This is a genomic window from Streptomyces sp. NPDC006335, from assembly GCF_040612795.1.
GTDB lineage: Bacteria > Actinomycetota > Actinomycetes > Streptomycetales > Streptomycetaceae > Streptomyces.
On the sequence record NZ_JBEXQX010000006.1, the window covers coordinates 127,327 to 150,139 of the forward strand.

Here is a 22,813-nt window from a genome sequence, read left to right on the forward strand (position 1 = left end):
GCACCCGGGCGCGAACCGCGAATCGGTCTTTGGTGCGCCCGCAGCGAGCCGATCGGACCCGGCGTCCGGGCGCACCCCTCGTAACACTACTGCTGCTGGAGCCACCAGCCGATGCCCGCCACTAGTGCTGAGCCCAGGGCCCAGCATGCGCCGCGGACGAGACTGAAGAGTGCGGCATGGCCCAGCTTTCGGGCGATAGGGGTCATGGTGTCGTGTTCCTCTCCTCGGTGGCTGCCGGCTCGTGGGCCGGACGTGGAGAACGGTTGCGTGTCGGGGTGGACGCTGTCCGAAAGGGCGGGCAAGGCGGGAGAACTGCCTCTACGCTCCTGGTCATCGGCGTGCCCGCCATGCCCCGAGGCGGGCAGTGCAGGGCAGGCGGGCGCAGGGGGAAGGTGGCGTGGGTGGGCAAGTCATCCAAAGCCCGTGAGCTGTACGAGGCGCTTCGGGCCCTGGAGGTCAGGGCTCGAGCTGGTTACGGCGAGCAGGTAGGGCACGCGTATTCGCGTCGCGCTCTTGCCAAGGCGGTCGGCGGCCGGCATTCGAAGCTCGACCGGCGCTTGGCCGGTTGGCTGCACGACGAGTGGGAAAGGGCAAAGACCCCACGGCTGAGCAGCACCGAGCAGTTGATCGCCGTTGTCCGACAGTTGAGCGCGTGGGCGGATGAGCGGTTTGACGAAGGCTGGTGGCGCACGCTCCTGGATCAAGCCCAGCCGCCCCGCTCGCCGCTCCCGTCCGCAAGGGCACGAGAGCGGGGGGACGAGAGCTACGCCGCGTGGATCGAAGACCACATCCTGTCGGCGCAGTTGGTGGACAGGGAGGACGAGCTTCAGGAACTGGCCGAGTTCTGTTCCGGACCGGATCTCCCCGGCGTGTCCGCGTACAGGTGGTGGCAGGCGCCTCCTTGGGCGGGCAAGTCCGCCTTGGTCGCTGACTTCGCGCTCCGGCACCGGCCGGACAGCGTGGACGTCGTGTCCTGTTTCATCACCGATCGCCTGGGCCGCAACGACCAGTCGGCATTCCTAGAGACGGTGATGCGACAACTGGCGCTGATCGCCCAGCGGGAAATCGAAGCAGCGGGAAGCCGTCCCGAGGATTTGCCCGGGCTGTACCGGGCCGCGGCGGAGGCGTGCCAGAGCCGGGGGCGGCGCCTGGTGCTGATCGTGGACGGCCTGGACGAGGACCAGGGCGCCGCATCCGGCGGGCCGAGTGTTGCCGCCCTGCTGCCGAGGGTCCCGCCGGCCGGGATGCGGGTGGTGGTCACGAGCCGGCCCAGTCCGCCCGTTCCGGACGACGTTCCAGACGACCACCCCCTCCGGGCCCGAGACGTCATCCGCACGCTCGCCCCGTGGCCCCACGCCACGGGCATCAGCGTCCTGGCACGGCATGAGCTGCGGCGGCTGCTGGACGACGAAGCGGTCGGGGTCCCGCTGCTCGGATTTCTGGTGGTGGCCCGGGGTGGCCTGACGGCCGCCGACCTGGCCCGTCTCGTCGGGGTACGCCCGTACCGGGTGGACCGACTCCTGCGGGGGATCACCGGCCGCAGTTTCGTACCGGGAAGCCACGGCCAGGTCCTGCTGCCCGACTCCCCTGTCACCCCGCACGCCCACGCCTTGGGCCACGAGGAGCTTCGCCAGGGAGCCCTGATCGCCTTGGGCGATGTGAGCGGGTATGAAAGGCAGCTGCACGTCTGGGCGGACGGCTACCGCGACCGGGAGTGGCCGTCGGACACCCCGTCCTACCTGCTCTACGACTACCCACGCATACTGCACAGCGCCGGCGATCTGAAGCGGCTGACCGACATCGCCCTCGATCCGCATCGTCAACGGGCCCTGATGGAGCGCGCTTCACTGGACACCGCTTTCACCCACATCGAACTGACCGCCCAGTTGGTGCGACGTCAATGCCCCGAGGACCTGGTGGCGTTGACGGCGCTCGCGGGGTCAACGGCCGTTCTTGCCGAGCGGGCCAGAGCGCTGCCGGCCGAGGTGCCGCTGACGTTCGCCCGGCTGGGACATGCTCGGCGTGCCATGGACCTTGCCCTCGTCGCCCCCTTCCCGGCGGAGAAAGCCATCCGTCTCGCAGGGGTCGCCCGTGTGCTGGTGGGAGTCGGCGACCGGCTCGCCGCCGAGGCGGCATCCGAGGCAGCACGATGGGCTGATCGCGCGCGCTGGGAAAGCGCTCCACCGAGCGGGGATGAACAGGACGCGAAGGAGGCCACCGGGGAGGCGGCCATAGCACTGATGGCCGTCGGCGAACTGAACCGGGGCCGCGAACTGGTCGGCTGGCTCGGGGCGTCGCCACATGCCGGCGACGAGGCGGGAGCCACTGTGGTGGCCCGGGCCGCTCTCGCCGCACGTTGCCATAACCCTGCTCTGACCGAGGAGTTGCTCGACCAGGCCGAGCGGTATGCCGAGGAACTGGCCACGATGTCTCCCGCCGATCCGAGCGCGCCGGTCGCGGCCTGGGCCGCCGTCGCCGCGGCCGACAAGGGGCCACGAGCCGACCGGATGTACGGGCGGATCAGCCAGTACGCCCTAGAGTTCCCGTCCCGGCTCACCGCCTGCTTCGTCCACGCCTCCGCAGCCTCAGCCCTGGCGAACGTCCGCCCGAAACAGGCAAACACGCTGGCAGACCAGGCGGCGGAACGTCTGGAGGCCGCGCTCGACGATCCCGAAGGTCTGCCGACGGACGACGGACGTGACCTGACCGTGCTGCTCTCACCCATGCTGACTGCCGTCGTACGGGCCCTCGTGAAGACCGGGTCGGTGGACCGTGCACGTGCTCTCGTCGCATGCGTACCAGAGGACAGGCACACCAGGGTGTGGGGCATGGACACGCTCGCAGGTGCTCTGGCCGTGCTCGCCGATGACGTCGACGACTCGGATCAGGAACCGTCGGCGCGGACACTGGCACAGCAGGCCTACCGCCTCGCGGAGCTAGGCGAGCGTGACGCGGCGAGCCGACGGCTGTCTCAAGCGCTGGAAGCGCTCGGCTCTACCCAAGGCCAAGGTCCCCGGCGTCTCCTGCCGCGGGAGACCTGGCTCATCTCGTTGTGTTCGGCGCTTTCGGCCATCGGCAGGCAGGGTGAGGGCGCGCAATTGGCTCGGAGTCTACGAAACCCGGTCGAGCAGGTGCAGGCGCTCGCTGCAGCAGCTGTCTCGGCCTCGCGGGCCGGGCATCTCGAGGATGCTCGACGCTTGGCGCACGAGGCTGCGGACCGAACCCGGGCCTTGGAAGGAGGCGACAACTTTTCCATCTTCGACGGCGCTCCGGGCCGAGATGTGGCCGACGCGAAAGGAGCTGCCGCGCAGGCCTTGGCCCACGCCGGCGACCGTGACCGCGCCCTGGCCCTTGCCGAGGAGACCGGCCCGGCGGATCACGACAGAAGACACCGTACCCTCGTGGCCATCGCGGCCGGCCTGCGGTCCTACGACCCGGTCCTCGCCGTAGACCTCATCGACCGCCAACGCGAACGTCTCCTCACCGCGGACCCGCACCGCAGTTGGAGCGGACGTATGGTCGATCTCAGCGAGCTCATCGCCGCCATCGCCGATGCCGACGCAGGATGTGTCGACCGTCTTCATCAGGCCGCCGAATGCGTGGCGCAACAACTCAGCACCTCGGTGACCTGGCTGGACACGGAGGATCGGCTCACAGTGCTGCTCCTACTCGCCCGAGAAGAACGCGACGAGGTCCGCAGCACGCTGATGTCGTGGGAGCAGAAGTCGACCGGGAGCGCCCCTTGGGGGCTGCCGACCGGGGCCATCGCCATCGCCCACGCAGCGCTCGGCAATCTTGACGCTGCACGCCATCGAGCGAACCGCCACAACGTCCCGTCCGACCGAGCCGAAGCCTTCGCGGCCGTGGCCGGTTACCTCGCCGGAATGCCAGCAGGTCTCCGCACGGTCTCGGACTCCACCAGCACCGCCTTCACCGAAACGTTCCGGACGTTCGCTCTGACGCACATTCCGCCCGACACGACGGAAACGGCTAAGGAGGCCCGGAAGTTCACGGCCAGTGCACTCAGGGGCGACGGTTGGCACTGCGCCTTGGACATCCTGGCCCACATCGCGCCGGCAGCTGTAGAACGCGTGCGGGACATCGTCTTTGCTCACCGCCGTCTTCCCCCCGCCTAACGGCTGAGCCGCGCACGAGGCTGGCTAGGCAGTTTCACGAACTCGCCGTCGGTACCGGGCGGCTGGACGTACGCGCCGATTGACCGGCTGGTGCCGGGTACGGGTGGGTAGCGCGGGCCGCGATCTTCACACGCGCAGTGAAGAGGCGGAAGTTCTTGGGGGAAGTGGGGAGGCGGTCACTAGAATCCCGTCGACAGCGGTGGGGATCGCCGGGGGGGGCATGTAGTGGACAGAGGAAACTCCCCGGCCGGAACGGGCGGCGCCGGCACCTTCTACGAATGCCACATCGCGGCCTTGGACCTGGGTTTCATGCTGTGTCGCGTGCCCGTGACAGGGCTTCACGCGGCGCCGACGGAGATCCGGCTCCAGCAGGGCGACACGGGGTTCCCGCTCGACGACGTGGTCGCCGTCGACCGGTCGGGACCGTTCGAGTTCGTGGTGGAAAAGCAGGTCAAGCGGACGCTGAAGGTTGCGCCGGGCGAGGAGGCATGGCGCAAGACGATCCGGCAATGCCTTGCGAGCCTGGAGAGGTTCGGAACACAGCTGGACCAGCGCCAGCGGTGGCTCGGCATTGTCGCGACCGGCCCGATGTCCGCCCTTCAGGACCTTCAGCGGCTGGCAGAGGCAGCCGACAAGCCGCATCTGGAGGACTTCCTCGCCGATCTTGGGATCCCCGGCCGACGGGGCGAGCCGTACCAGAAGATGTGGCGACACCTGACGGCGACAGTTGGCCAGTTGCTGACTGAGCCCCACGGACCTGCGCCGGAGCAACGGCACATCGACGAGACGGCCTTCCGCCTCGCGCGCCGGCTGGTGGTCCAGATCGAGCCCGAGCGGGAGGGCCCCAGCTACCAGGCGCTGCTCGGTCTGCTGGACACCGTGGTCGACAGTGCGCGCGGTCCGGGCCCGGCCGCGGTCTTCAGGATGCTGGTGGAGATCGCGCGAGAGTTCGGGCCGCAGGCCGGTGTGATCGATGTGGCGATGCTCCGCGATCTGCTTCACGTCCGCCACGCAGTACTGCGGGGCGATCCCCCAGCCCGCCCGGAGCTGGAGGCGGTGGACCGGTGGACGCAGCGGTTCCTGGACGGCGGCCGCGTCGCTCACCGGGTGGGTGGCCGGCTGCACCTGGAGCGGCAGCACCTGTCCCAAGCCCTGCGGAAAGCGGTAGGTACGCACGAGCGGGTACTGCTGACCGGGCCGGCGGGTGCCGGCAAGAGTGCCCTGGCCCGGTCCTTCGCCCGCACGGTGCAGGCCGCGGGCGGCACGGTCTTCGCGCTGTCGCTGACGGAGCGCACCTGGCGGTCGGCGGCCGACGTCGGGCAGGAGGTCGGGGCACGGCTGGAGCGGACGTTCGCCGCGGCCGCGGGCGGGGAGCGGCTGCTGCTTGTCGACGGCTGCGAGCAGGTCCTCACCGATGGCGGTGCCCTGCTGGCGTCGCTGCTGGACGTACTCCCCCGCGCCGACGGCGGCCGGTGGCGGGTTGTGGCCGTGGCCCGTGAGCAGGCGGCCGACAGGGTCGAGAAGGTCCTGGGCGGCGCCGAGCAGGGTGACGTCCACCGGTTACAGACGCCGGGGCTGGACGAGGACGAGGTCCGTGCCGTCCTCGCCGCGTTTCCCGCGCTGGCCCGGCTGTCCCGCTCTCGCCGTTCGGCGCGGCTGCTGCGCAACCTGTTCGTCGTCGAGCAGCTGGTGCGCGCAACGGTCGACGGTCATGGCCCGCGGCAGGTCCTGGGCGAGGAGGACGTCGCCGCATGGGTGTACGGGGGCCTGGTGCGTGGTGAAGATGTCCACCAGCCGGGGCGCGGGGGACCGGATGAGCGCACCGACGCCTACCTGGCCATGGCGGACATCGTCATCGGCGGTCGCGCCTGGGCTTCTCTGCGCGGTGTACCCGGCGCTGCCCGGGAAGGGCTCGTCAGTGACGGCATCCTGGTGCGCGACAGAGCCGAGTTCACCTTCGCCCACGACGTGCACCAGGACTACGCCATCGCCGTACGCCTGGACATGAGCGACGCCCCGGACCTGGCCGACGTGCCCAACCCGCGCCGGCTCCTGCGTGGGTTCCGGCTGTGGGCGCAGATGCTGCTGGCCCGCACCGCAGAACGTGCTCCGGGCCGGCTTGCGGCGGTCTGGCAGGACATCACCGCCCGGGCCCAGGCCGTAGCAGGCGTCGACGATGTCCGCTGGACGGACGTGCCCTACGAGGCGTTGTTCGAACTCGGCAGCGGCACGGCCGTATTGGAGGCCCTGACCGCTGAACTCCTCGACGACGGCGGGCTGATGCTGGCCGCCGCCGTCTCCCGCCGATTGCCCGACCCCGAAGCGGCTGTGCCGGTCCTGGCCTTCCTCCTCGCCCATCACGCGGACCTCGCGCCCCTCGCCGCCGACACAGCTTTGGTCTGCACGGCCACGTGGCTCCTGGCGCTGGGGGAACGGGTCCCGAAGGATCTGCTGGCGCGAGTGCCGCAGGCGGTGGCGGGCTGGTACGACGGCGAGCGGCGCCGCGCTCAGGAGGCGGCGTGCGCGCTGGCCGCGGCCGCCGGCCACCTGGACGACGCCGGCTGTGCGCTGCTCGCGGGCATCGCTTTCCGGCATCCCCTGTCGGTGCAGTGCGTGCTCGAGGACCGCCGGCTCAGCCGCCCCCTCGCACGCTGCGCGCCGACCCTGCTGGCCCGTCTCGCGAAGGCCTTCTACCTGGGCCATCCCTACGCGCGCGGCCATGTCGACCCCCGCGAGGGTGTGCGCGAACTCGGCTGGCCCTTCGTGGACAAGGTGACACGGGACCTGCGTGGCGGGCCGGACCCCGCGGGCCTGGGGCCCTTCGGCCTGCTGCTTGAACATGCGCCCGAGCACGGCCTTGCTCTGATCGGCGCGGTGGCCGACGCGGCCACCACCGCGGTGACCCGCCGCGGCGACGAGCACGCGGAGCGGCAGCTGGTGGTGACCTGGCCCTTGGCCGACGGCCCACGCACCTACACCGGCACGAGCCGGGTGTGCGAGTGGCCAACCGCAGGACAGCCAGGGCCGGCACCGGCGATCGCCGCACTCGCGGCGCTGCACCGGTGGGCCGACGCCCGCGCCAAGCAGGGTGCCCCGCTGGCCGAGGTCGTGGAGCAGGTGATGGGGTGCGGCACGAGCATCGCCCTGGTGGCTGTCATCGTGGATGTGCTGTGCGGACAGGCAACCCGCGTGGAGACAGAACTGGACCCGGCACTGGAGCAGTTACAGGTCTGGCTGATGCCCACAAGCAGCCGTCTGCACACGGCCATCCAGTCGATCGTGGTGCGCGCGGGGCGCGAACGCCAGGACGCCTACCGCCTCCTTGGCCGGCGGATCACTGCCGAGCACGCCAGCATGCGTGATCCGTGGCCCACCGCACCGGGAACCAAGGAGCGTCGGCGCACCCGCGATCAGATCGTGGAGACGATAGCCAAGCTGCTGGATTTCAACGAGTACGTCCCGGTCGACTTGGAGGGCACCAGGTACCTCACGTTGGTCCTGGTGCCGAACGTCCTTGCCACGCGCGAGGAGGGCTCCGCCGACCTGTACCGGTTCGCCGAACAGTACGTGCTCCGCGACGACGCCTGCCGGGCCCGGGACACCGGCAGCGCCGTCGACGTCCAGCGGCTGATCGAGCGGATGGCCGTGCTGGAGACCTCTCTCGAGGCCTCTCCCACCAGCGAGGACATCGGCGCGCTCAAGGACATCCGCGCGGCCGTGGCAGCCGTCATCCTCCAGAGCGCCGGCCGCCAGGTAGCTGTCGAGCCATGGCAACTGGACTGGGCGGCAGGGCAGATCATGGCTGCGGCCGCGGCCACCCCGGCAGCCCTCACGGAAACGGACCTGGTGTGCGAGGAGCACAACGACCAGGCCGGCGACCGCTCCGCCGCCGTCATCGTGCCCGTCCTGCTCGGCGATGAGGATCTGCGGCGGCGAACCGGCTTGAGCGCGCAGGAGGCGATCGACGCAGTCGCATGGCTGGCGGGCAGCGGCTTCGTCGAGGTCCGCGCGGCCCTGGCCGCCTCCCTGGCCAACCAGTGGGCGCACAGCCCGTGTCCGGGACCGTCCGACCTGCTCCATGGCGAAGGGCTCGCGGCGCTGACCACGATGGTGGCCACCGCCGGCCTGCACCCGGCCGACGAGCAGGGGACGAGACACCGCTACCAGCTGACCGATCCCGCCCAGACACTGAGCACCAGCACCACAGCCCTTCTTGACCTGCGCCTGGCGGCGCCGGCCATCGCCGCGCTCCACCACGCCGCCCGCACCGACTGCGGTCACCAGGCCCAGGCCGCCGCGTTGTCCGAGGCCCTGTGGGCCCACGACCGACGCACCTGGACCAGTCAGGACGCGAGTATGGCCGCCCACTCCCGATCCTGGCGCCAGGCCCACGACGAGATCACCGCCGCACAGGCACTCGCCGGGGACCGGCGACGCCTGGAGCAGTCCGTGGAGGCCTGTGCCGGTGCACCCAACGCGATCGTCGGCCTCCTGCTCGCACTGGCCCGGCAGGCCGTCACCCCCGCCCACGTCACCGAACTGCTCGCCCTGTGGCCAGGGCTTCTCGAGCACTTCCTCAGCCCCGAACGGCCACTGACCTGGCACCTGCGCGAGGCACTCCTCCCCTTCCCCGCCGACGGTGTCGACTGGCCTCCTCTGCCGACCGAGCACGTGATCAAGACATGGGCCACGGCGCATGCCGGGCATGCAACGTGTGCGGACCACCTCATCCGGGTCCTCGACCGGCACCGGCTGGACTCGCCCGCCGCCATGAATGTCGTGCTCGATGTCCTGGGCACCGACGCCGCTGCCATCACCTGCTCCAGTCGCAGCGCCGTCGCCTTCTTGCACCACGTCCTCAGCACCCCGCCGGTGCGCACCAGCGCGACCGGACAGCGCGCCCACCGCCTGCTCGACGCCCTGGCTGCCACCGGGGACGCCGACGCCCTGCGCGCACAGCACACCCTGGAGGAAGCACCCACCCTCGACTGACCGAACCACCGTAGGGGACTCTGCTTCGGTGCCGCGCGGCTGGTCGCCAACTAGCCACGCAACTGAACTGCTCGAAATCGAGATGGCATCTTGGGCATGGCCACGCCCCTTCCGCTGATGGGCCTATCCCTGAACCACTGGTACAGCCTCGGAGACGCACTCGCCCCCCACAGTCGAGGCCGTGGTCTTCCGCCCTCGCCAAGCGTCCTGTCCCCGGCTGACTCCTGTCAGCAACGAACACGCCCCGGCTTACCGGGGGTGTTCGTGTGTGTCAGGTCAGCGCAGGCCGTCTGTGTCGTCGTGCTCTTCGCCGACTAGGAGTGGCCGACGGTCGTCCCCCGGGTCCTCGCTGTAGATAACCGCGGAGACCGCGCTGTCGTAGGCATCGCTGAGGCCGTTGCCGCTTGTGCCGAGCATGTTCTCCCAGTCGATTCCCATGCCTACGGAGCCTAGTCGTATTGTTCGAGGAGCTCGGCAATGCGGGCGTTGAGCTCGTCAGCCCGGGCGAAGAGCGCTGCTTCTTCTTCCGGAGTGATGGCCGCCGCGCGACCGACTTTTCGCCGAACAGCTCCCTTGCGGGAAGCCGGTCGTTGCCGTGGGGGACTGCATCTGCGCCATCTGCGGACAGCCCTGGCGCCCAGCGGCTGGGGATCGAGGAAGCCGAGCGCGGCATCACGTGCACGCACGAGGGAACGTGGCGGCCTGCCCTCCGGTAGTTCCCATGACAGGGGGCCCGGTGCGCTACCCCGCGCATACCGGGCCCCCGTCGTCAGCTCACGCCGACTGAAGCTTCGCGACTGCCACGTCGATCCGCGCCGACGTCCGCTCCCGGCCCAGTACCTGCACCGACTCGAACAGCGGCAGCCCCATCGTCCGGCCCGTCACCGCGACCCTGCGCCTGTTCCCGTGCGCTGGTCCTGCGCGATCCGATCATCCCTGCGGCCCAGTCGTCCCACACCTCATCCGTTGCGGGGCTCTGGCGCGTGCGGGACGGTCATCGCAGAGCGCGCCTCGAAACACTTAGTGATCAAGTGAGGCAGAGGCGTCACAGGCATGTCCTACACGATGAGGTACGACAGTCCGGCCACGATCGATTCAGGTTCGAGTGGCGACGGATCGCCAGGTAAGTAGTGACACAAATTGAAGAACCATAGACTTGATTGACTAGTCGATACACGAGTCGATAGGCTATTCAGACAGACTTGATAGGTGAACCGGGGAGACGCTACTCGTGAGAACTTGACATGCGCCGGGAACCGACTCGACATCATCGCCATTCGCGTTGTCCAAGGACCAGACCAACCCCAGCCCGACCGTGCTGCGGCTGATCGCTGAAGAGCTCCACAGCCGGCGCCGCACCCGGGCCGTGATCGCCGAGATCACCGACACCGAAACCGAGGCATCCCATGACCAGCCCCCCGGCTGAGGACTCCCCCCACCTCACCGTCGCCGAACTGGCCAAGCGCTGGAAGACCACCCCGAACGGCATCCGAATCCGCCGCCATCGAGGTCGCGCTCCGAAGGGCTTCAAGAGCGGAATCCAAGTGCTCTTCCCGCTCTCCGAGGTCGAGGCATGGGAGGCCAAGCGGATGGCTGAAGACAAGCCCTCCCACCGCGGCACGACGGTCGAGCACCGGCCGGCCGAGCGGCTCCGTGCCCGCCGTGCGAAGGTCTAGCACCCCCTGAAAACGCCGAAGGGGCCACTCCGACTTGCTGGCCTCTACCGTTGCGAGCGCGGGGCGGACGAGCGGCCTACCCCTGACGCCACCTCCGCTTTGCAGGCGCCTGCAAACCCAGCAATACGTCCGCGTCCGGCGGTCGTACGGCGGAGCTAGGCGCTGCCGCGGTTCCGATCCTCTTCCTCTGTCTGAGGCAGCCGCTGGTCAGACAGCTGCTTTAGGCGAGCGTGGGCGGCAGCAGCTCCAGCGTCCTCTCCGATTTACCTCGCGAGTGCCCGCATGGTTGCCCGCGCCTGGTGTCGGCGGCGGCTGAAGTCTGGATCACTTCAGTGCCAGAGCTACGGAGGGTCACCCACCCGCGATCATGAACGGCCTCGCGTGGCGAGGAGGTCTCGTTTGCGGAGGAGGTCGAAGTTGGCGCGGCCGACCATCTACACCTTCAGCATCTTGATCATTCTGTGAATCAGGCTTGTAGAGTTTGGCTGAAATGAGCCAGAGGGGTACGCGTCAGCGACGTCGGGCAATGGTGAGCCCGTCACGCACCGGTAGCCTCACCGAGTTCATTCGCTCATCGGCCGCAACCCGGTCGTTCAGGCGCCGAATCGCCAGGTGGTGGTCCTCCTGGTATGCGGGATCGAGGGCGCGGCCGCCGAGAAGAGGTTGTCCAGCGCCACCAGTCAGCCGGGGCGCAGCCGGTGCACGACCTCCTCGAAGTAGGCCAGGTAGTTGTCCTTGTCGGTGCCGATGAAGGCGATGTCGATGACCGGCTCGGGACTGAGTGCGCACAGTGTCTGCAGCGCGGGGGCGATGCGTAGGTCGATTCGGTTGTCGTCGGCCAGGCGGCGGGCGATGCAGAGGGGTCGAGTAGCTGGTGAAGACGCCGACCTCGACTGCGAAGTGCGCGCCTGCCAGCCGGGGCAGCATCGTGATACCACGTGCGCGTGCTGCGCGAGGCCGGATTGGTCCGGCTGGCCGGACCGCCAGGTACGCGGCGGCACCGAGCAGTACTTCGCGCTCGTCAGCCATGGGTAGTTGACCCGGGGCGGGGCCCGATGGCGTGGGGATGGCCGCGAGGCGTTCCAGGAGCCGGTTGAGCGCGGCCTGGCCATCGTCGACGGTGGCTTGTTCGTCGTCGGTCAGCGGGATCGCTGCCCGCTTGCGTTGGAGATTGTCCTTCGCCTCTAGGAGCTGGGCCTTGCTGGAGTGTTTCGGCGTGTAGTCGTAGCGGGCGCAGGCCATGCGGTGCGGGGCACTGCTCGAAGCAGGTGTAGGTGTGCACCAGCCGTGGCCGAGGTCGAAGTACTGCCAGGGCTCACCCGGCGCGGCGGCGCCGGGGGTGACCGCGACGCGGTCGACCAGAACCTCGATCGTGCGGACGTTGCGGGAGAGGTACCCCGCGCCGTCGTAGGCCCGGGTCAGCGTGGTCGGGTTGATCTTCGCGTGAAATTGAACTGAGTGGACTGCGGCGAGCGGTGGCCGAGCCAGGCCAGCGCATCGGAAGTCCCCGTGCATCCTCAGATGGCGCAGGGGCCTGCCATTTCCCAGCTCACAGCCCTCTCCGCGAGGGTGATGCCAGGGAGTTCTCAGGGGGTGGGAGTCCGGCGAGGGAGTTCTCAGGGGGGTCCCGAGCGAAAGACACTGGAACATCGGGAAACACCACGAAATACGCTCTGGTCCTGGTCACAGCCCCATAAGAAGATCCCACCGCAGTTCAAGCCCACATCTTCTCGATGTACGAGGAGTACAAGGAGCCGCTGTACGCCGCTCCCCCGCTGCTCCAGCGCATGGTCGACGCGGGCCGGCTGGGCCGCAAGACCGGCTCGGGCTTCTACACCTACGGCTGACCCGCACCCTGTCCCTTCCAGGGTGCTGATGACACAGTGCTACGAACGCGGGCCCGGCACTCCTCGGAGCGCCGGGCTCGCGTCATTCACACACCGTGTGCGCGCCGGGCCCGCATATGCCTGTCGCACACTCTCCCCACGCGCCCACCAGGCGAGTTGACTCTTCATGCGCATGCAAGGGATGTGACGACTACGGAAAGGAGCGGACCTGTGACCGCCGAACCGGAGCATCCCGTGGTCCATGGAGAACTCGCAGAGTTACGACGTCGCCTCGACGTCGCGTACGCACGTGTCGAGGGCGGTCTCGCCCTGCTCAGTCACCGTACGGAGGAGACGGACAAGGAGATCGACGATCTGAGCGCACGGATCATCGCCCTGGAGCACGCCCGCTGGCCGCTTCCCGCGGTCGCGGCGATCACCGCCGTGGGCGCGCTCGTCGTGGCGATCTGGCAGGCCCTCGGTCACTGAGGCCTCGGGACATTCCGGTGGGGGATCAGGGCAAGGTGTCCTGACCGAGCCTCAGATGATGCAACAGGAGTAACGCGGCCGCCATGTTGGCGGCCGGGACCTCCCCACGGGCGACCATGTCGGGAACGAGCTTCAGGGGGACCCATTCCCGACGGTCCGACTCGAAGTCGTCCACGGGGTGCCCGATGTACTCGCCCTCGTCGGCCCAGTAGATGTGGTGCCGGGCGTCGGTGAGTCCGTTGGAGGGCTCCACGCTCATCAGGTGCTGGAGCGGCCCCGGTCGCCAGCCGGTCTCCTCCTCGAGTTCCCTGGCGGCCGCGAAGGCGATGTCCTCGCCGTCCTCGACCACGCCCGCGGCGAGTTCCCAGCCCCAGCTGTCAGTGATGAAGCGGTGGCGCCACAGCAGCAGGACCTCGTTGGCCTCGTTCACCACCGTGGCGACGGCGACGGGCCTCAGCCGTATCAGGAAGTGGTCGAGATGCCGGCCGTCCGGCAGTTCGACATCGGCGAGATTGACGCTGAACCAGCGGTTTTCATACACAGTTTGTTCGTTCTGTTTCGTCCACTGCACGGTTCTGCCACCTTCCGTCGAGTAAGTGGCAATATCGCAGCAGGGACTGTGGGGTGTCGGCCTCCGTGTGCCGGTCTACAGGGGCACTCGCAGTGCGCCGTCGATCAGTTCGGCTGCCTCGGACGTGCCCGCGCAGCCGCTCCGGACCAAGTGTTCGCGTACCGCTCTGAGTCTGTCGCGCAGGCGCTGGGACTCCATTCCCCGCGCCTGTTCCGCCATCTGCACGGCGGTGGCCACCGCCTTGTCGGCGTTGCCCTGGCGCAGCTCGATCGTGCTGAGCATGGCGAGCCGGTGCACCCGGCCCCGGTCGTGGGCCGGGTTGTCGACGGCTGCCGCCGCGTGCGCGGCGGCGGCCGCGAGTTCGCCGAGGCTGAGGAGCGCCTCCGCCACCTGGACGTTGACGAGGCCCGGCTGGACATAGCCGGTCTCGTCGGGCTCGTATCCGCGCCGGATGCGTTCGGCGGCCTGCTCGGCCCGCCGGATGCAGGACAGGGCGGTCGTGCCGTCGCCGAGGTGGGCGTACGCCTTGGCCTGCATCGCGTAGAGGTCGCAGGCGAGCGCCGGGGTGATGTGCTTGCCGGCGGCCCTGAGCGCGGCCTCGGCGAAGGCGACGGCCTGGCGGTACTCCCGCATGAACAGGGACTGGTTGACCAGCAGCGCGATGACGTACGCGCCGAGGCCCCTGTCCCCGCTGGCCTTGGCGAGCCTGAGGGCCTGGTGGAAGTAGCGCTGGGCGAGGCCGTGGGCGTCGGAGTCGTAGGCGCAGATGCCGGCGACGGCGACCAATCCTCCGGTGGCGCGGTGCAGTTGGCGGCCCGTCTCGTCGGTGTAGCTGCCGCGCAGCAGCGGGGCCGCCTCGGCGTTGAGGAAGCCGACGATCCGGGTGCGGGTCGCGATGCCTCCCGCCTTGCGGTACATCTGCTCGTAGTGGGTGCGCGCCGCGCGGAGCATCTCGATGTCGGCGGAGGTGACCCGGTGCCTGCCGCCCCGGGAGACGTCTACGTCCTCGGGCGGGTTCTCCCACTCCCACACCGGCATGACCGCGGGCGTGCCGGTGACCGCGGGGGCGCCCAGGATGTGCGGGCGCTGCTGTTCGTCGGAGCGCCACAGGGCGGTGGCCCGCTCGACGAAGCCGGACAGCGAGGTGCCGTGCGGGGCGGACGGTTCGCCGGGCACGCCGAGGCCGATGTCGTCGAGGGTGACGGGGCGTCGGAGGCGGCCCGCGAGCACCTCGCAGATCAGGTCGGGCACCTGGCCTCGCGGGCGCTGGCCCTTCAACCACCGTGCCACGGCGGTGTGTTCGTACCTCAGCGCGAGGCCGCGTGCCCTCCCGGCCTGGTTCACATGTGCGGCAAGCCCCGCGTGCGAGATCCCGGCTTCGTCGAGGATCGCGTCGAGCAGAGTGTTGGGCTGCATGGATGCCCCCCGGGTGGCTCGGTGCCGTCAGAGTAGTGGGTTCGTCTTCACACGGGGTGTGATCGGAGTGCTCGAATCCGCAGGGTGTGCGCACTGTTGCGGAGAGTTTCCAGCCGGTTGACTGAAATGCCTCGCAAGAGGCCGGCCGGGCCGCCGGCTCCCCCTCGTACAGTGCGGTGGCCTGGCCGTGGGCTGAACGGTCAGAGGTGTGTTGTCGGCTACGGGTGCGTGGTGGCTGGTCGCGCCCGCGCGGCGGAGCCGCTGATGTCGCCGCCCCGCGCCCCTTGAGCGGGTTGCGGTTGACGGTCGTTTCTCAGTACCAGTAAGGCCACGTCGTCCTTCGGTGTGCCGGCCGTGTGGTCGAGGAGCTCGGTGAAGACGGTGCCCAGCACGGACTGGGGAGGAGCCTCCACCGCCTTGCCCATTGCCTCGGGCAGCGAAAAGAACCGGCCACGACCGTCCCTCGCGTCTTCGACGCCGTCCGTGTGCAGCACCAGAGTCTCCCCCGGGAGCAGCTGACCGCACTCGAGTACCGGCGTCTCACCAGGCAAGGGGAACAGGCCGAGAGGAGGGAGAGGGTCCGCGCAGGACATAGGCTCGACCACTGAGCCGCTGAGCAGGTACGGCCACGGGTGACCGCAGTTGAGGGCGCTCAGCTCGCCGTCCACACCGATCTCCAGCAGCAGCACGGTCACGAAGTCCTCCACGGCCGTGCCGTCCCGTTCGGCGCGCTCGCGCAGGTGCCGGGCCAGCGCGCGGTCCAGTCTGCGCAGCACTCCGCCGAGGTCGGCCTCGTCGTGGACGGCCTCACGGAAGCTGCCGAGGACGGCGGCGGTCGTCCCGATGGCGGCCAGCCCGTGGCCGCGGACATCGCCCATGACGACCCGTACGCCGTGCTCCGTGGCGACGGCCTCGTACAGGTCGCCGCCGATGCCGGCGCCCCGGTCGGCGGACATCTGGGCCGCGGCCACGGTGAGTCCGTCGATGCGCGGGGGCAACGGCCGCAGCAGCACGCTCTGGGCGGCGCCCGCGACCTGGCGGGCCTGCCGGAGCTCCCGCAGCAGGGCGCGCCGGACGTGGACGATCAGGCCGGTGCCCACCGCGAAGAACACGGCACTGGTGGCGACCCGGGCGCCCAGACCGTTCTGCTGAGCGAGCGGGCAGGTCAGCTTGTAGGTGACCGCGACGGCACCCCACATGGTGGGCAGCCCCATCGAGAGCACACGGCGCAGCGATCCCAGCCGGGGAACCGCAGCCTTGACGCACATCATGCCGATGGCCCCCCCAAGCAGGCCCTGCACACGCAATCGGACCGGCCTCGTAAGGCCGGTCCGATTCTGTCGAGCGTGGCGGCCGAAAGGGCCAGATCGCCAGGAGAAGTCACCCTATCGAGTGAGGTGACCGACTATGGGGGTGCGCAGCTAGCTGCGCAGCGCCGCCCCCGTCCGCTCACTCGCCAGGGCGACCGCCGCGTCCCGAGCCGCGGAAGCCTCGTCCACGGTCAGCGTCCGGTCACCCGCGCGGAAGCGCAACGCGTACGCCAACGACTTCTTGCCGTCGCCGAGCTGCTCCTCGTTCTCGTACACGTCGAACAGCCGGATGCCCTCAAGGAGTTCACCCGCGCCCGCACGCAGCGCGGCCTCGACGTCGGCGTGCGGCACGAACTTGTCGACGACCAGGGCGACATCCTGCGTGGCGACCGGGAACGTGGAGATGCCGGGCGCCTGCGGGGTGTCGTCGCCGGCCGCCTCCAGGACGTCCAGGTCGAGCTCCATCGCGCAGGTGCGCGCGGGCAGCCCGAACGCCTTCACGACCCGCGGGTGCAGCTCACCGGCGTGCCCCACCACGGTGTCCCCGACGACGAACTCGGCGCACCGCCCCGGGTGCCACGGCCCGTACTGCCCACGGCGGACGACCAGTTCGACCCCGGCCTCCCGCGCGACCAGGCGCCCGGCCTCGACCGCGTCGGCCCAGTCGGCCGGACGGCCCTTGCCCCACCAGCCGGCCTGCTCGCGCGCACCGGCGAGCACCACGGCCACGTGGCGCGGCTGTTCGGGCAGCGCGGCGTCCAGCTCGGCGATCTCCTCGTCCGTGGGACGCCGGTCGACCGGCAGCACCGCGGCCACCCGCTGCTCCGAGCGCGGCAGGAACACCAGCCCGGTCTCGAACAGCGCCAGGTCGTGCGAACCCCGCCCGTCGTTGCGCCGCAGCGCACCGAGCAGCCCCGGCAGCAGCGAGGTCCGCAGCGCGGGCTCCTCGTCGTTGAGCGGGTTGGTCAGCTTGACGACACGGCGGGCCGGGTCGTCGGCCTCCAGGCCCAGCTGGTCGAAGACCTGCTCGGAGACGAAGGGGTAGTTCGGCGCCTCGACGTACCCGGCACCGGCCAGCACCCGCCCGGCCCGGCGGTGCAGCCGCTGGCGGTGGGTCAGGCCACGGCCGGCCGGCGGCCTGGGCAGCGTGGAGGGCAGGTTCTCGTAGCCCTCCAGCCGGATGACCTCTTCGGCCAGGTCGTTGATCTCCTGGAGATCGGGGCGCCAGGACGGCACGGTGACGATCAGCTCGTCCTGCCCGTACACGTCGCAGCCGACCTCCTGAAGACGCCGTACGACGGTCTCGCGGCCGTAGGAGACACCCGCGACCTTGTCGGGGTGGTCCGCCGGGACGCTGATGGTGTGCGGGGCCGACGGCGCGACGACCTCGGTGACACCGGCCTCGGCGGTGCCGCCCGCGAGCAGCACCAGCAGGTCGACCGTGCGCTGCGCGGCAGCGGCGGCGGCCTGCGGGTCGACACCGCGCTCGAAGCGCCGGGAAGCCTCGGAGGACAGCTTGTGGCGACGGGCCGTACGCGCGATGGAGACGGCGTCGAAGTGGGCCGCCTCGATGACGACGTCGGTGGTGCCCTCACCCTCGACGTGGTCGGCGATCTCCGTGTTGGCGCCGCCCATCACACCGGCGAGGCCGATCGGGCCCCGCTCGTCGGTGATGACCAGGTCCTCGGCGTGCAGCTTCCGCTCGACGCCGTCGAGGGTCTTGATCCGCTCGCCCTCCTCGGCCCGGCGCACCCCGATGGTGCCCTGGACCAGGGAGCGGTCGTAGGCGTGCAGCGGCTGGCCGAGCTCCATCATCACGTAGTTGGTGACGTCGACGGCGAGCGAGATCGGGCGCATGCCGACCTTCTGGAGCCGGCGCTGGAGCCAGAGCGGGGAACGGGCCTCGGGGCTGAGACCGGTGACGGTGCGCGCGGTGAAGCGGTCGCAGCCGAACGGGTCGGAGACCTGGACCGGGTAGCCGAAGGCGTTCGGGCCGGGTACGTCGAGCAGAGCCGGGTCGCGCAGCGGGAGGCCGTAGGCGATGGCGGCCTCGCGGGCCACACCGCGGATGGACAGGCAGTCGCCGCGGTTGGCGGTGACGGCGATGTCCAGGACCTCGTCGACCAGCTCCAGGAGCTCGATGGCGTCCTTGCCGACCTCGGTCTCCGGCGGCAGCACGATGATGCCATGGCTGCCGTCGTCGCCCATGCCCAGCTCGTCGCCGGAGCAGATCATGCCGTGGGAGGTCTTGCCGTAGGTCTTGCGCGCGGAGATCGAGAAGCCGCCGGGCAGCGTGGCACCCGGGAGGACCACGACGACCTTGTCGCCGACGGCGAAGTTCCGGGCGCCGCAGACGATCTCCTGGGGCTCGCCGGTGCCGTTGGCCTGGCCGACGTCGACCGTGCAGAAGCGGATCGGCTTCTTGAAGCCCTCCAGCTCCTCGATGGTCAGCACCTGGCCGACGACCAGGGGGCCCTTGAGGTCGGCGCCGAGGTGCTCGACGGTCTCGACCTCAAGACCCGCGGAAACGAGCTTGGCCTGGACGTCACGGCCGGTTTCGGTCGCCGGCAGGTCGACGTACTCCCGCAGCCAAGAAAGCGGGACCCGCATCAGATCTCCATCCCGAACGGCCGGGTGAACCGGACGTCACCCTCGACCATGTCTCGCATGTCCTCGACGTTGTGGCGGAACATCAGCATCCGCTCGATGCCGAACCCGAAGGCGAAGCCGCTGTACTTCTGCGGGTCCACGCCACAGGCGGTCAGCACCTTGGGGTTGACCATCCCGCAGCCGCCCAGCTCGATCCAGCCCTCGGAGGAGCAGGTGCGGCAGGGGCGGTCGGGGTTGCCGACGGACTCGCCGCGGCAGACGTAGCACACCATGTCCATCTCGGCGGACGGCTCGGTGAAGGGGAAGAAGTTCGGGCGCAGCCGGGTCTTCATGCCCTCGCCGAACAGGGCCTGGACCATGTGGTCCATGGTGCCCTTGAGGTCGGCCATGGTCAGGCCCTCGTCGACGGCCAGCAGCTCGACCTGGCGGAAGACCGGGGTGTGCGTGGCGTCCAGCTCGTCGGTGCGGTAGACGACACCGGGGCAGATCACGTACACCGGCAGCTCACGGCTGAGCAGCGAGCGGATCTGCACGGGCGAGGTGTGGGTGCGCAGCACGACTCCGGACTCGGTGCCGCCCTCGGGGCCCTCGACGAAGAAGGTGTCCTGCTCGCCGCGGGCCGGGTGGTCCGGGCCGATGTTGAGCGCGTCGAAGTTGAACCACTCGGCCTCGACCTGGGGGCCCTCGGCGACCTCGTAGCCCATGGCCACGAAGACGTCCTCGATGCGCTCGGAGAGCGTGGTGAGCGGGTGGCGGGCGCCGGCCGGTACGCGGTCGTACGGCAGGGTGACGTCCACCGCCTCCTCGACCAGCACGCGCTGGTCGCGCTCGGCCTCCAGTTCGGCCTGCCGGCCGGCGAGGGCCTTGTTCACCGCGCCCCGGGCCTGGCCGACGAGCTTGCCGGCGGCGGCCTTGGCGTGCGGGGGCAGGGCGCCGATCTCGCGGTTGGCGAGGGCCAGCGGGGAGGTGCCCCCGGTGTGGGCGACCTTGGCCTCCTGGAGCGCGTCGAGGGAGTCCGCTGCGGCGAAGGCGGCGAGCGCCTCTTCCCGCATGCGCTCGATCTCTTCCGGTTTCAGGGCCTCGACCTCTACAGGGTCGTACGACTTGTTCGGTGCCGACATCTCTTCCCGTGCTTCCGATTGGCTGGCTGAAGGTCCCCGTCACCGACTCACTCAGAGGTCAGAGGGCCGTCCATGGGACACATGGGTGCCAAAGGCCGAGTCTAACGGGGTGGGGATGTACGCATGTGCCCGCGGGCACTCAGGTCAGATAGGCCGGAGCGCTCACGGGCAACGTAAATCGGAACTCGGCGCCGCCCTGGGGGCCGCGGCCGACCGTGATGGTGCCGCCGTGGGCTTCGACGATGCCCTTGACGATGTAGAGCCCGAGGCCGGTGCCACCGCGCTTGCTGCCCCGCCAGAAGCGGGTGAAGACGCGGTTCATGGACTCCTCCGGGATGCCGGGACCCTCGTCGCTCACCGTGACCGACGTGCCGGTGTCCTCCCCTTCGCGGGGGGACGCCGTGGGCGTGATGTCAATGGTGACGGTTCCCTCGCCGTGCCGCACCGCATTTTCCAGCAGGTTGCTGAGCACCTGGTCGATCTTGTCGGGGTCGGCCCAGAGCATGGGCAGCGGCTGCTCCAGGCGGAGCAGGAACCGGTCGGCAGCGAGACCGGCGGCGACGTAGGCCTGGATGTGGCGTCCGACGGCGGCGCCGATGTCGACGGGCTGGCGGCGCACTTCCAGCCGCCCCGAGTCGATCCTCGAGATGTCCAGCAGCTCGGCGATGAGCCGGGTGACCCGGTCGGCGTCCGCGTCGACGGTCTCCAGCATCAGCCGCTTCTGGTCGTCGGTGAACCTCTCCCACTTGGCGAGGAGGGTCGCGGTGAAGCCCTTGACGGAGGTGAGCGGGGACCTGAGTTCGTGGGCCACGGTGGCGATCAGCTCGGCGTGGCTGCGCTCGGTGCGGCGGCGGGCCTCGGTGTCCCGGAGGGCGACGACGACACGGTGGACGGGCCCGGTGGGTCGGGTGCGCACGTACTGCGCGGAGACGAGGACCTCACGGCCGCCGGGCAGCAGCAGGTTCCGCTCGGGCTGTCGCCTGCGGATCGCGAGCCCGCCGTAGGGGTCCGTCACCTGCCACCAGCGCCGTCCCTCCAGGTCCTCTAATGGGAGGGCTTTTTCCAGCCGCTGTCCGAGGGCGTCCTCGGCGGGCAGGGCGGTGATCCGGGCCGCGGCGGCGTTGAAGCAGATCACGTGGCCCTGCTCGTCGGCGACGACGAGTCCGTCGGGCAGCTGGTCGGGGTCGATGCCGAGCCCGGCGAGACCACCGGCACAGGCCTCGGACACGCCCCGCGTGCTCCTCGTGCCGACACTCATCCCCGTACCCCACCTCTCAGGCGTCTGAGGGGCCCCCGAGCTGGTCACCCTACTGGTTCTGGGTGACGGAGCGGCACCCTCCGGAGGCGCGCTGTGCACGAGCCGACGCATAGAGACATACGGCGGCCGCGGTGGCGAGGTTCAGGCTCTCGGCCTTCCCGTGGATCGGGACGCGCACCACGGCGTCCGCGAGTGCGCGGGTCTCCTCCGGGAGCCCCCAGGCCTCGTTGCCGAACACCCAGGCGGTCGGGCCGCCCATGGTGCCCTGGTCGAGTTCGTCGTCGAGGTCGTCGGTCCCGGCGCCGTCGGCGGCGAGGATCCGCACCCCGGCCCGCCTGAATCCCTCGACGGCCTCCTCCACGGGCACACCGACGGCCACGGGCAGGTGGAACAGGGAGCCCACGGAGGCCCGTACGGCCTTGGGGTTGTACAGGTCGACGGAGGCGTCGGTCAGTACGACGGCCTCGGCACCGGCGGCGTCCGCGCAGCGCAGGACGGTGCCGGCGTTCCCCGGGTCCCGGACGTTCGCGAGCACGGCGACGAGCTTCGGCCGGGCTGCGAGGATCTCCTCGAAGGGTGTGTCGAGGAACCGGCAGATCCCGACGACCCCCTGCGGGGTGACCGTCGTCGAGATGTCCGTGATGACGTCCTCGGAGGCGAGGTGCACACGGGCCCCGACGGCCCGGGCCTCGCCGACGATGTCGGCGTACCGCTCCGCCGCCTCCACGGTGGCGAACAGCTCCACCAGCCCGTGCCCGGCGGCCTCCCGCACGGCCTGCGGCCCCTCGGCCAGGAACAGCCGCTCCTTCCCCCGGAAGTTCCGCTTGGCGAGCCGCCGGGCGGCGGAGACGCGGGGGGAACGGGGGGAGATCAGCTCGGGGGTGACGGGGGGCATGCTCTTCACCTTCGGAAGTGTTCGGGAAACAGCGGACCCGCAGGCTTCACAGCCTGCGGGTCCACTCAGTCACGTCGGCCTGGGCCTAGCGCGGCGTCACGCGGCCTTCGGCGCGTTCACGTCCGCGGGCAGAGCCTTCTGCGCGACCTCGACGAGCGCCGCGAAGGCGGTCGCGTCGTTGACGGCCAGCTCGGCCAGGATCTTGCGGTCGACCTCGATGTTCGCGGCCTTCAGACCCTGGATGAAGCGGTTGTACGTGATGCCGTTGGCGCGGGCAGCGGCGTTGATGCGCTGGATCCACAGCTGGCGGAAGTCACCCTTGCGCTTCTTGCGGTCGTTGTAGTTGTAGACCAGCGAGTGGGTGACCTGCTCCTTGGCCTTGCGGTACAGGCGCGAACGCTGACCGCGGTAGCCGGAGGCCGCCTCGAGGATCGCCCGGCGCTTCTTGTGGGCGTTGACTGCCCGCTTGACGCGTGCCACTTGTTAACTCCTTGTAGCGGGGCCGTGGTTGGA

16 protein-coding genes and 2 pseudogenes are annotated in these 22,813 nt (G+C 70.1%); 6 read left to right on the top strand and 12 right to left on the bottom strand.

Features of this window, described 5'->3' with window-relative positions; all coding sequences use genetic code 11:
• Positions 1 to 401: 401 nt before the first annotated feature.
• Positions 402 to 4,136 carry a hypothetical protein gene (locus ABZ098_RS19255; protein WP_356592605.1) on the top strand — a complete coding sequence of 1,245 codons (3,735 nt, stop codon included), beginning with the start codon at positions 402 to 404 and terminating at the stop codon, positions 4,134 to 4,136.
• Between the two features lie 321 nt (positions 4,137 to 4,457).
• Positions 4,458 to 9,128, top strand: coding sequence for an ATP-binding protein (locus tag ABZ098_RS19260; protein WP_356592607.1), 4,671 nt, complete (start codon positions 4,458 to 4,460; stop codon positions 9,126 to 9,128).
• 276 nt (positions 9,129 to 9,404) lie between these two features.
• Here ABZ098_RS19260 and ABZ098_RS19265 read toward each other — a convergent pair whose 3' ends face one another.
• Entirely contained in the window at positions 9,405 to 9,566 is a 162-nt protein-coding gene (locus ABZ098_RS19265) for a hypothetical protein (RefSeq protein ID WP_356592609.1), read from the bottom strand.
• A 336-nt stretch (positions 9,567 to 9,902) separates the two neighbouring features.
• A pseudogene (locus ABZ098_RS19270) lies at positions 9,903 to 10,022 on the bottom strand (hypothetical protein); the annotation flags it as partial.
• A 388-nt stretch (positions 10,023 to 10,410) separates the two neighbouring features.
• Between ABZ098_RS19270 and ABZ098_RS19275 the strand changes: the two are divergent.
• The gene (locus tag ABZ098_RS19275) at positions 10,411 to 10,554 is read left to right on the top strand and encodes a hypothetical protein (RefSeq protein ID WP_356592611.1); all 144 of its coding nucleotides are present in this window, start codon (positions 10,411 to 10,413) and stop codon (positions 10,552 to 10,554) included.
• Positions 10,535 to 10,804 carry a DNA-binding protein gene (locus ABZ098_RS19280; RefSeq protein ID WP_356592613.1) on the top strand — a complete coding sequence of 90 codons (270 nt, stop codon included), beginning with the start codon at positions 10,535 to 10,537 and terminating at the stop codon, positions 10,802 to 10,804. The genes ABZ098_RS19275 and ABZ098_RS19280 overlap by 20 nt, the downstream gene beginning before the upstream one ends.
• Positions 10,805 to 11,314: 510 nt before the next feature.
• On the opposite strand, the gene ABZ098_RS19285 is transcribed toward ABZ098_RS19280, so the two are convergent.
• Together ABZ098_RS19285 and ABZ098_RS19290 are read right to left on the bottom strand one after the other, a co-directional pair.
• Complete coding sequence (locus ABZ098_RS19285) at positions 11,315 to 11,593, bottom strand: hypothetical protein (protein ID WP_356592615.1); 279 nt, start codon at positions 11,591 to 11,593, stop codon at positions 11,315 to 11,317.
• Complete coding sequence (locus ABZ098_RS19290) at positions 11,485 to 11,742, bottom strand: hypothetical protein (RefSeq protein WP_356592617.1); 258 nt, start codon at positions 11,740 to 11,742, stop codon at positions 11,485 to 11,487. The genes ABZ098_RS19285 and ABZ098_RS19290 overlap by 109 nt, the downstream gene beginning before the upstream one ends.
• A 789-nt stretch (positions 11,743 to 12,531) precedes the next feature.
• On the opposite strand from ABZ098_RS19290, the pseudogene ABZ098_RS19295 reads away from it, so the two are divergent.
• Both ABZ098_RS19295 and ABZ098_RS19300 read left to right on the top strand, forming a co-directional pair.
• Positions 12,532 to 12,651 (top strand): annotated as a pseudogene (locus ABZ098_RS19295) (3-hydroxyacyl-CoA dehydrogenase family protein); the annotation flags it as partial.
• Between the two features lie 210 nt (positions 12,652 to 12,861).
• Positions 12,862 to 13,119, top strand: a complete 258-nt coding sequence (locus ABZ098_RS19300; protein ID WP_356592619.1) for a hypothetical protein — start codon at positions 12,862 to 12,864, stop codon at positions 13,117 to 13,119.
• Positions 13,120 to 13,144: 25 nt separating this feature from the next.
• Here the strand turns inward: ABZ098_RS19300 and ABZ098_RS19305 are convergent, their stop codons facing one another.
• From ABZ098_RS19305 to rplT, 8 genes are all read right to left on the bottom strand, one after another.
• Positions 13,145 to 13,690 (bottom strand): NUDIX hydrolase, encoded by a 546-nt coding sequence (locus tag ABZ098_RS19305; protein WP_356592621.1) that lies wholly within the window; start codon positions 13,688 to 13,690, stop codon positions 13,145 to 13,147.
• 75 nt (positions 13,691 to 13,765) lie between these two features.
• Positions 13,766 to 15,106 carry a transcriptional regulator gene (locus ABZ098_RS19310; protein ID WP_356592623.1) on the bottom strand — a complete coding sequence of 447 codons (1,341 nt, stop codon included), beginning with the start codon at positions 15,104 to 15,106 and terminating at the stop codon, positions 13,766 to 13,768.
• Between the two features lie 218 nt (positions 15,107 to 15,324).
• Entirely contained in the window at positions 15,325 to 16,377 is a 1,053-nt protein-coding gene (locus ABZ098_RS19315; protein ID WP_356592625.1) for a PP2C family protein-serine/threonine phosphatase, read from the bottom strand.
• Positions 16,378 to 16,527: 150 nt separating this feature from the next.
• The gene (gene pheT, locus ABZ098_RS19320; RefSeq protein WP_356592627.1) at positions 16,528 to 19,026 is read right to left on the bottom strand and encodes a phenylalanine--tRNA ligase subunit beta; all 2,499 of its coding nucleotides are present in this window, start codon (positions 19,024 to 19,026) and stop codon (positions 16,528 to 16,530) included.
• Positions 19,026 to 20,147 (bottom strand): phenylalanine--tRNA ligase subunit alpha, encoded by a 1,122-nt coding sequence (gene pheS, locus ABZ098_RS19325; RefSeq protein ID WP_266378797.1) that lies wholly within the window; start codon positions 20,145 to 20,147, stop codon positions 19,026 to 19,028. Before pheS ends, pheT begins: the two co-directional genes overlap by 1 nt.
• A 139-nt stretch (positions 20,148 to 20,286) precedes the next feature.
• On the bottom strand, positions 20,287 to 21,405 hold the full coding sequence (locus ABZ098_RS19330) for an ATP-binding protein (protein ID WP_356592629.1): 1,119 nt from the start codon (positions 21,403 to 21,405) through the stop codon (positions 20,287 to 20,289).
• Positions 21,406 to 21,454: 49 nt separating this feature from the next.
• A complete protein-coding gene (locus ABZ098_RS19335; RefSeq protein ID WP_356592631.1) occupies positions 21,455 to 22,300 on the bottom strand; it encodes an RNA methyltransferase in 846 nt (281 codons plus the stop codon).
• Between the two features lie 96 nt (positions 22,301 to 22,396).
• Positions 22,397 to 22,780, bottom strand: a complete 384-nt coding sequence (rplT, locus tag ABZ098_RS19340) for a 50S ribosomal protein L20 (protein WP_007380809.1) — start codon at positions 22,778 to 22,780, stop codon at positions 22,397 to 22,399.
• Positions 22,781 to 22,813 lie beyond the last annotated feature (33 nt).

Coding starts and splice junctions, on each gene's coding strand:
- pheT (WP_356592627.1), bottom strand. CDS start 19,026: ATGCGGGTCCCGCTTTCTTGGCTGCGGGAGTACGTCGACCTGCCGGCG.
- ABZ098_RS19280 (WP_356592613.1), top strand. CDS start 10,535: ATGACCAGCCCCCCGGCTGAGGACTCCCCCCACCTCACCGTCGCCGAA.
- pheS (WP_266378797.1), bottom strand. CDS start 20,147: ATGTCGGCACCGAACAAGTCGTACGACCCTGTAGAGGTCGAGGCCCTG.
- ABZ098_RS19330 (WP_356592629.1), bottom strand. CDS start 21,405: ATGAGTGTCGGCACGAGGAGCACGCGGGGCGTGTCCGAGGCCTGTGCC.
- ABZ098_RS19315 (WP_356592625.1), bottom strand. CDS start 16,377: ATGATGTGCGTCAAGGCTGCGGTTCCCCGGCTGGGATCGCTGCGCCGT.
- ABZ098_RS19265 (WP_356592609.1), bottom strand. CDS start 9,566: ATGGGAATCGACTGGGAGAACATGCTCGGCACAAGCGGCAACGGCCTC.
- ABZ098_RS19335 (WP_356592631.1), bottom strand. CDS start 22,300: ATGCCCCCCGTCACCCCCGAGCTGATCTCCCCCCGTTCCCCCCGCGTC.
- ABZ098_RS19310 (WP_356592623.1), bottom strand. CDS start 15,106: ATGCAGCCCAACACTCTGCTCGACGCGATCCTCGACGAAGCCGGGATC.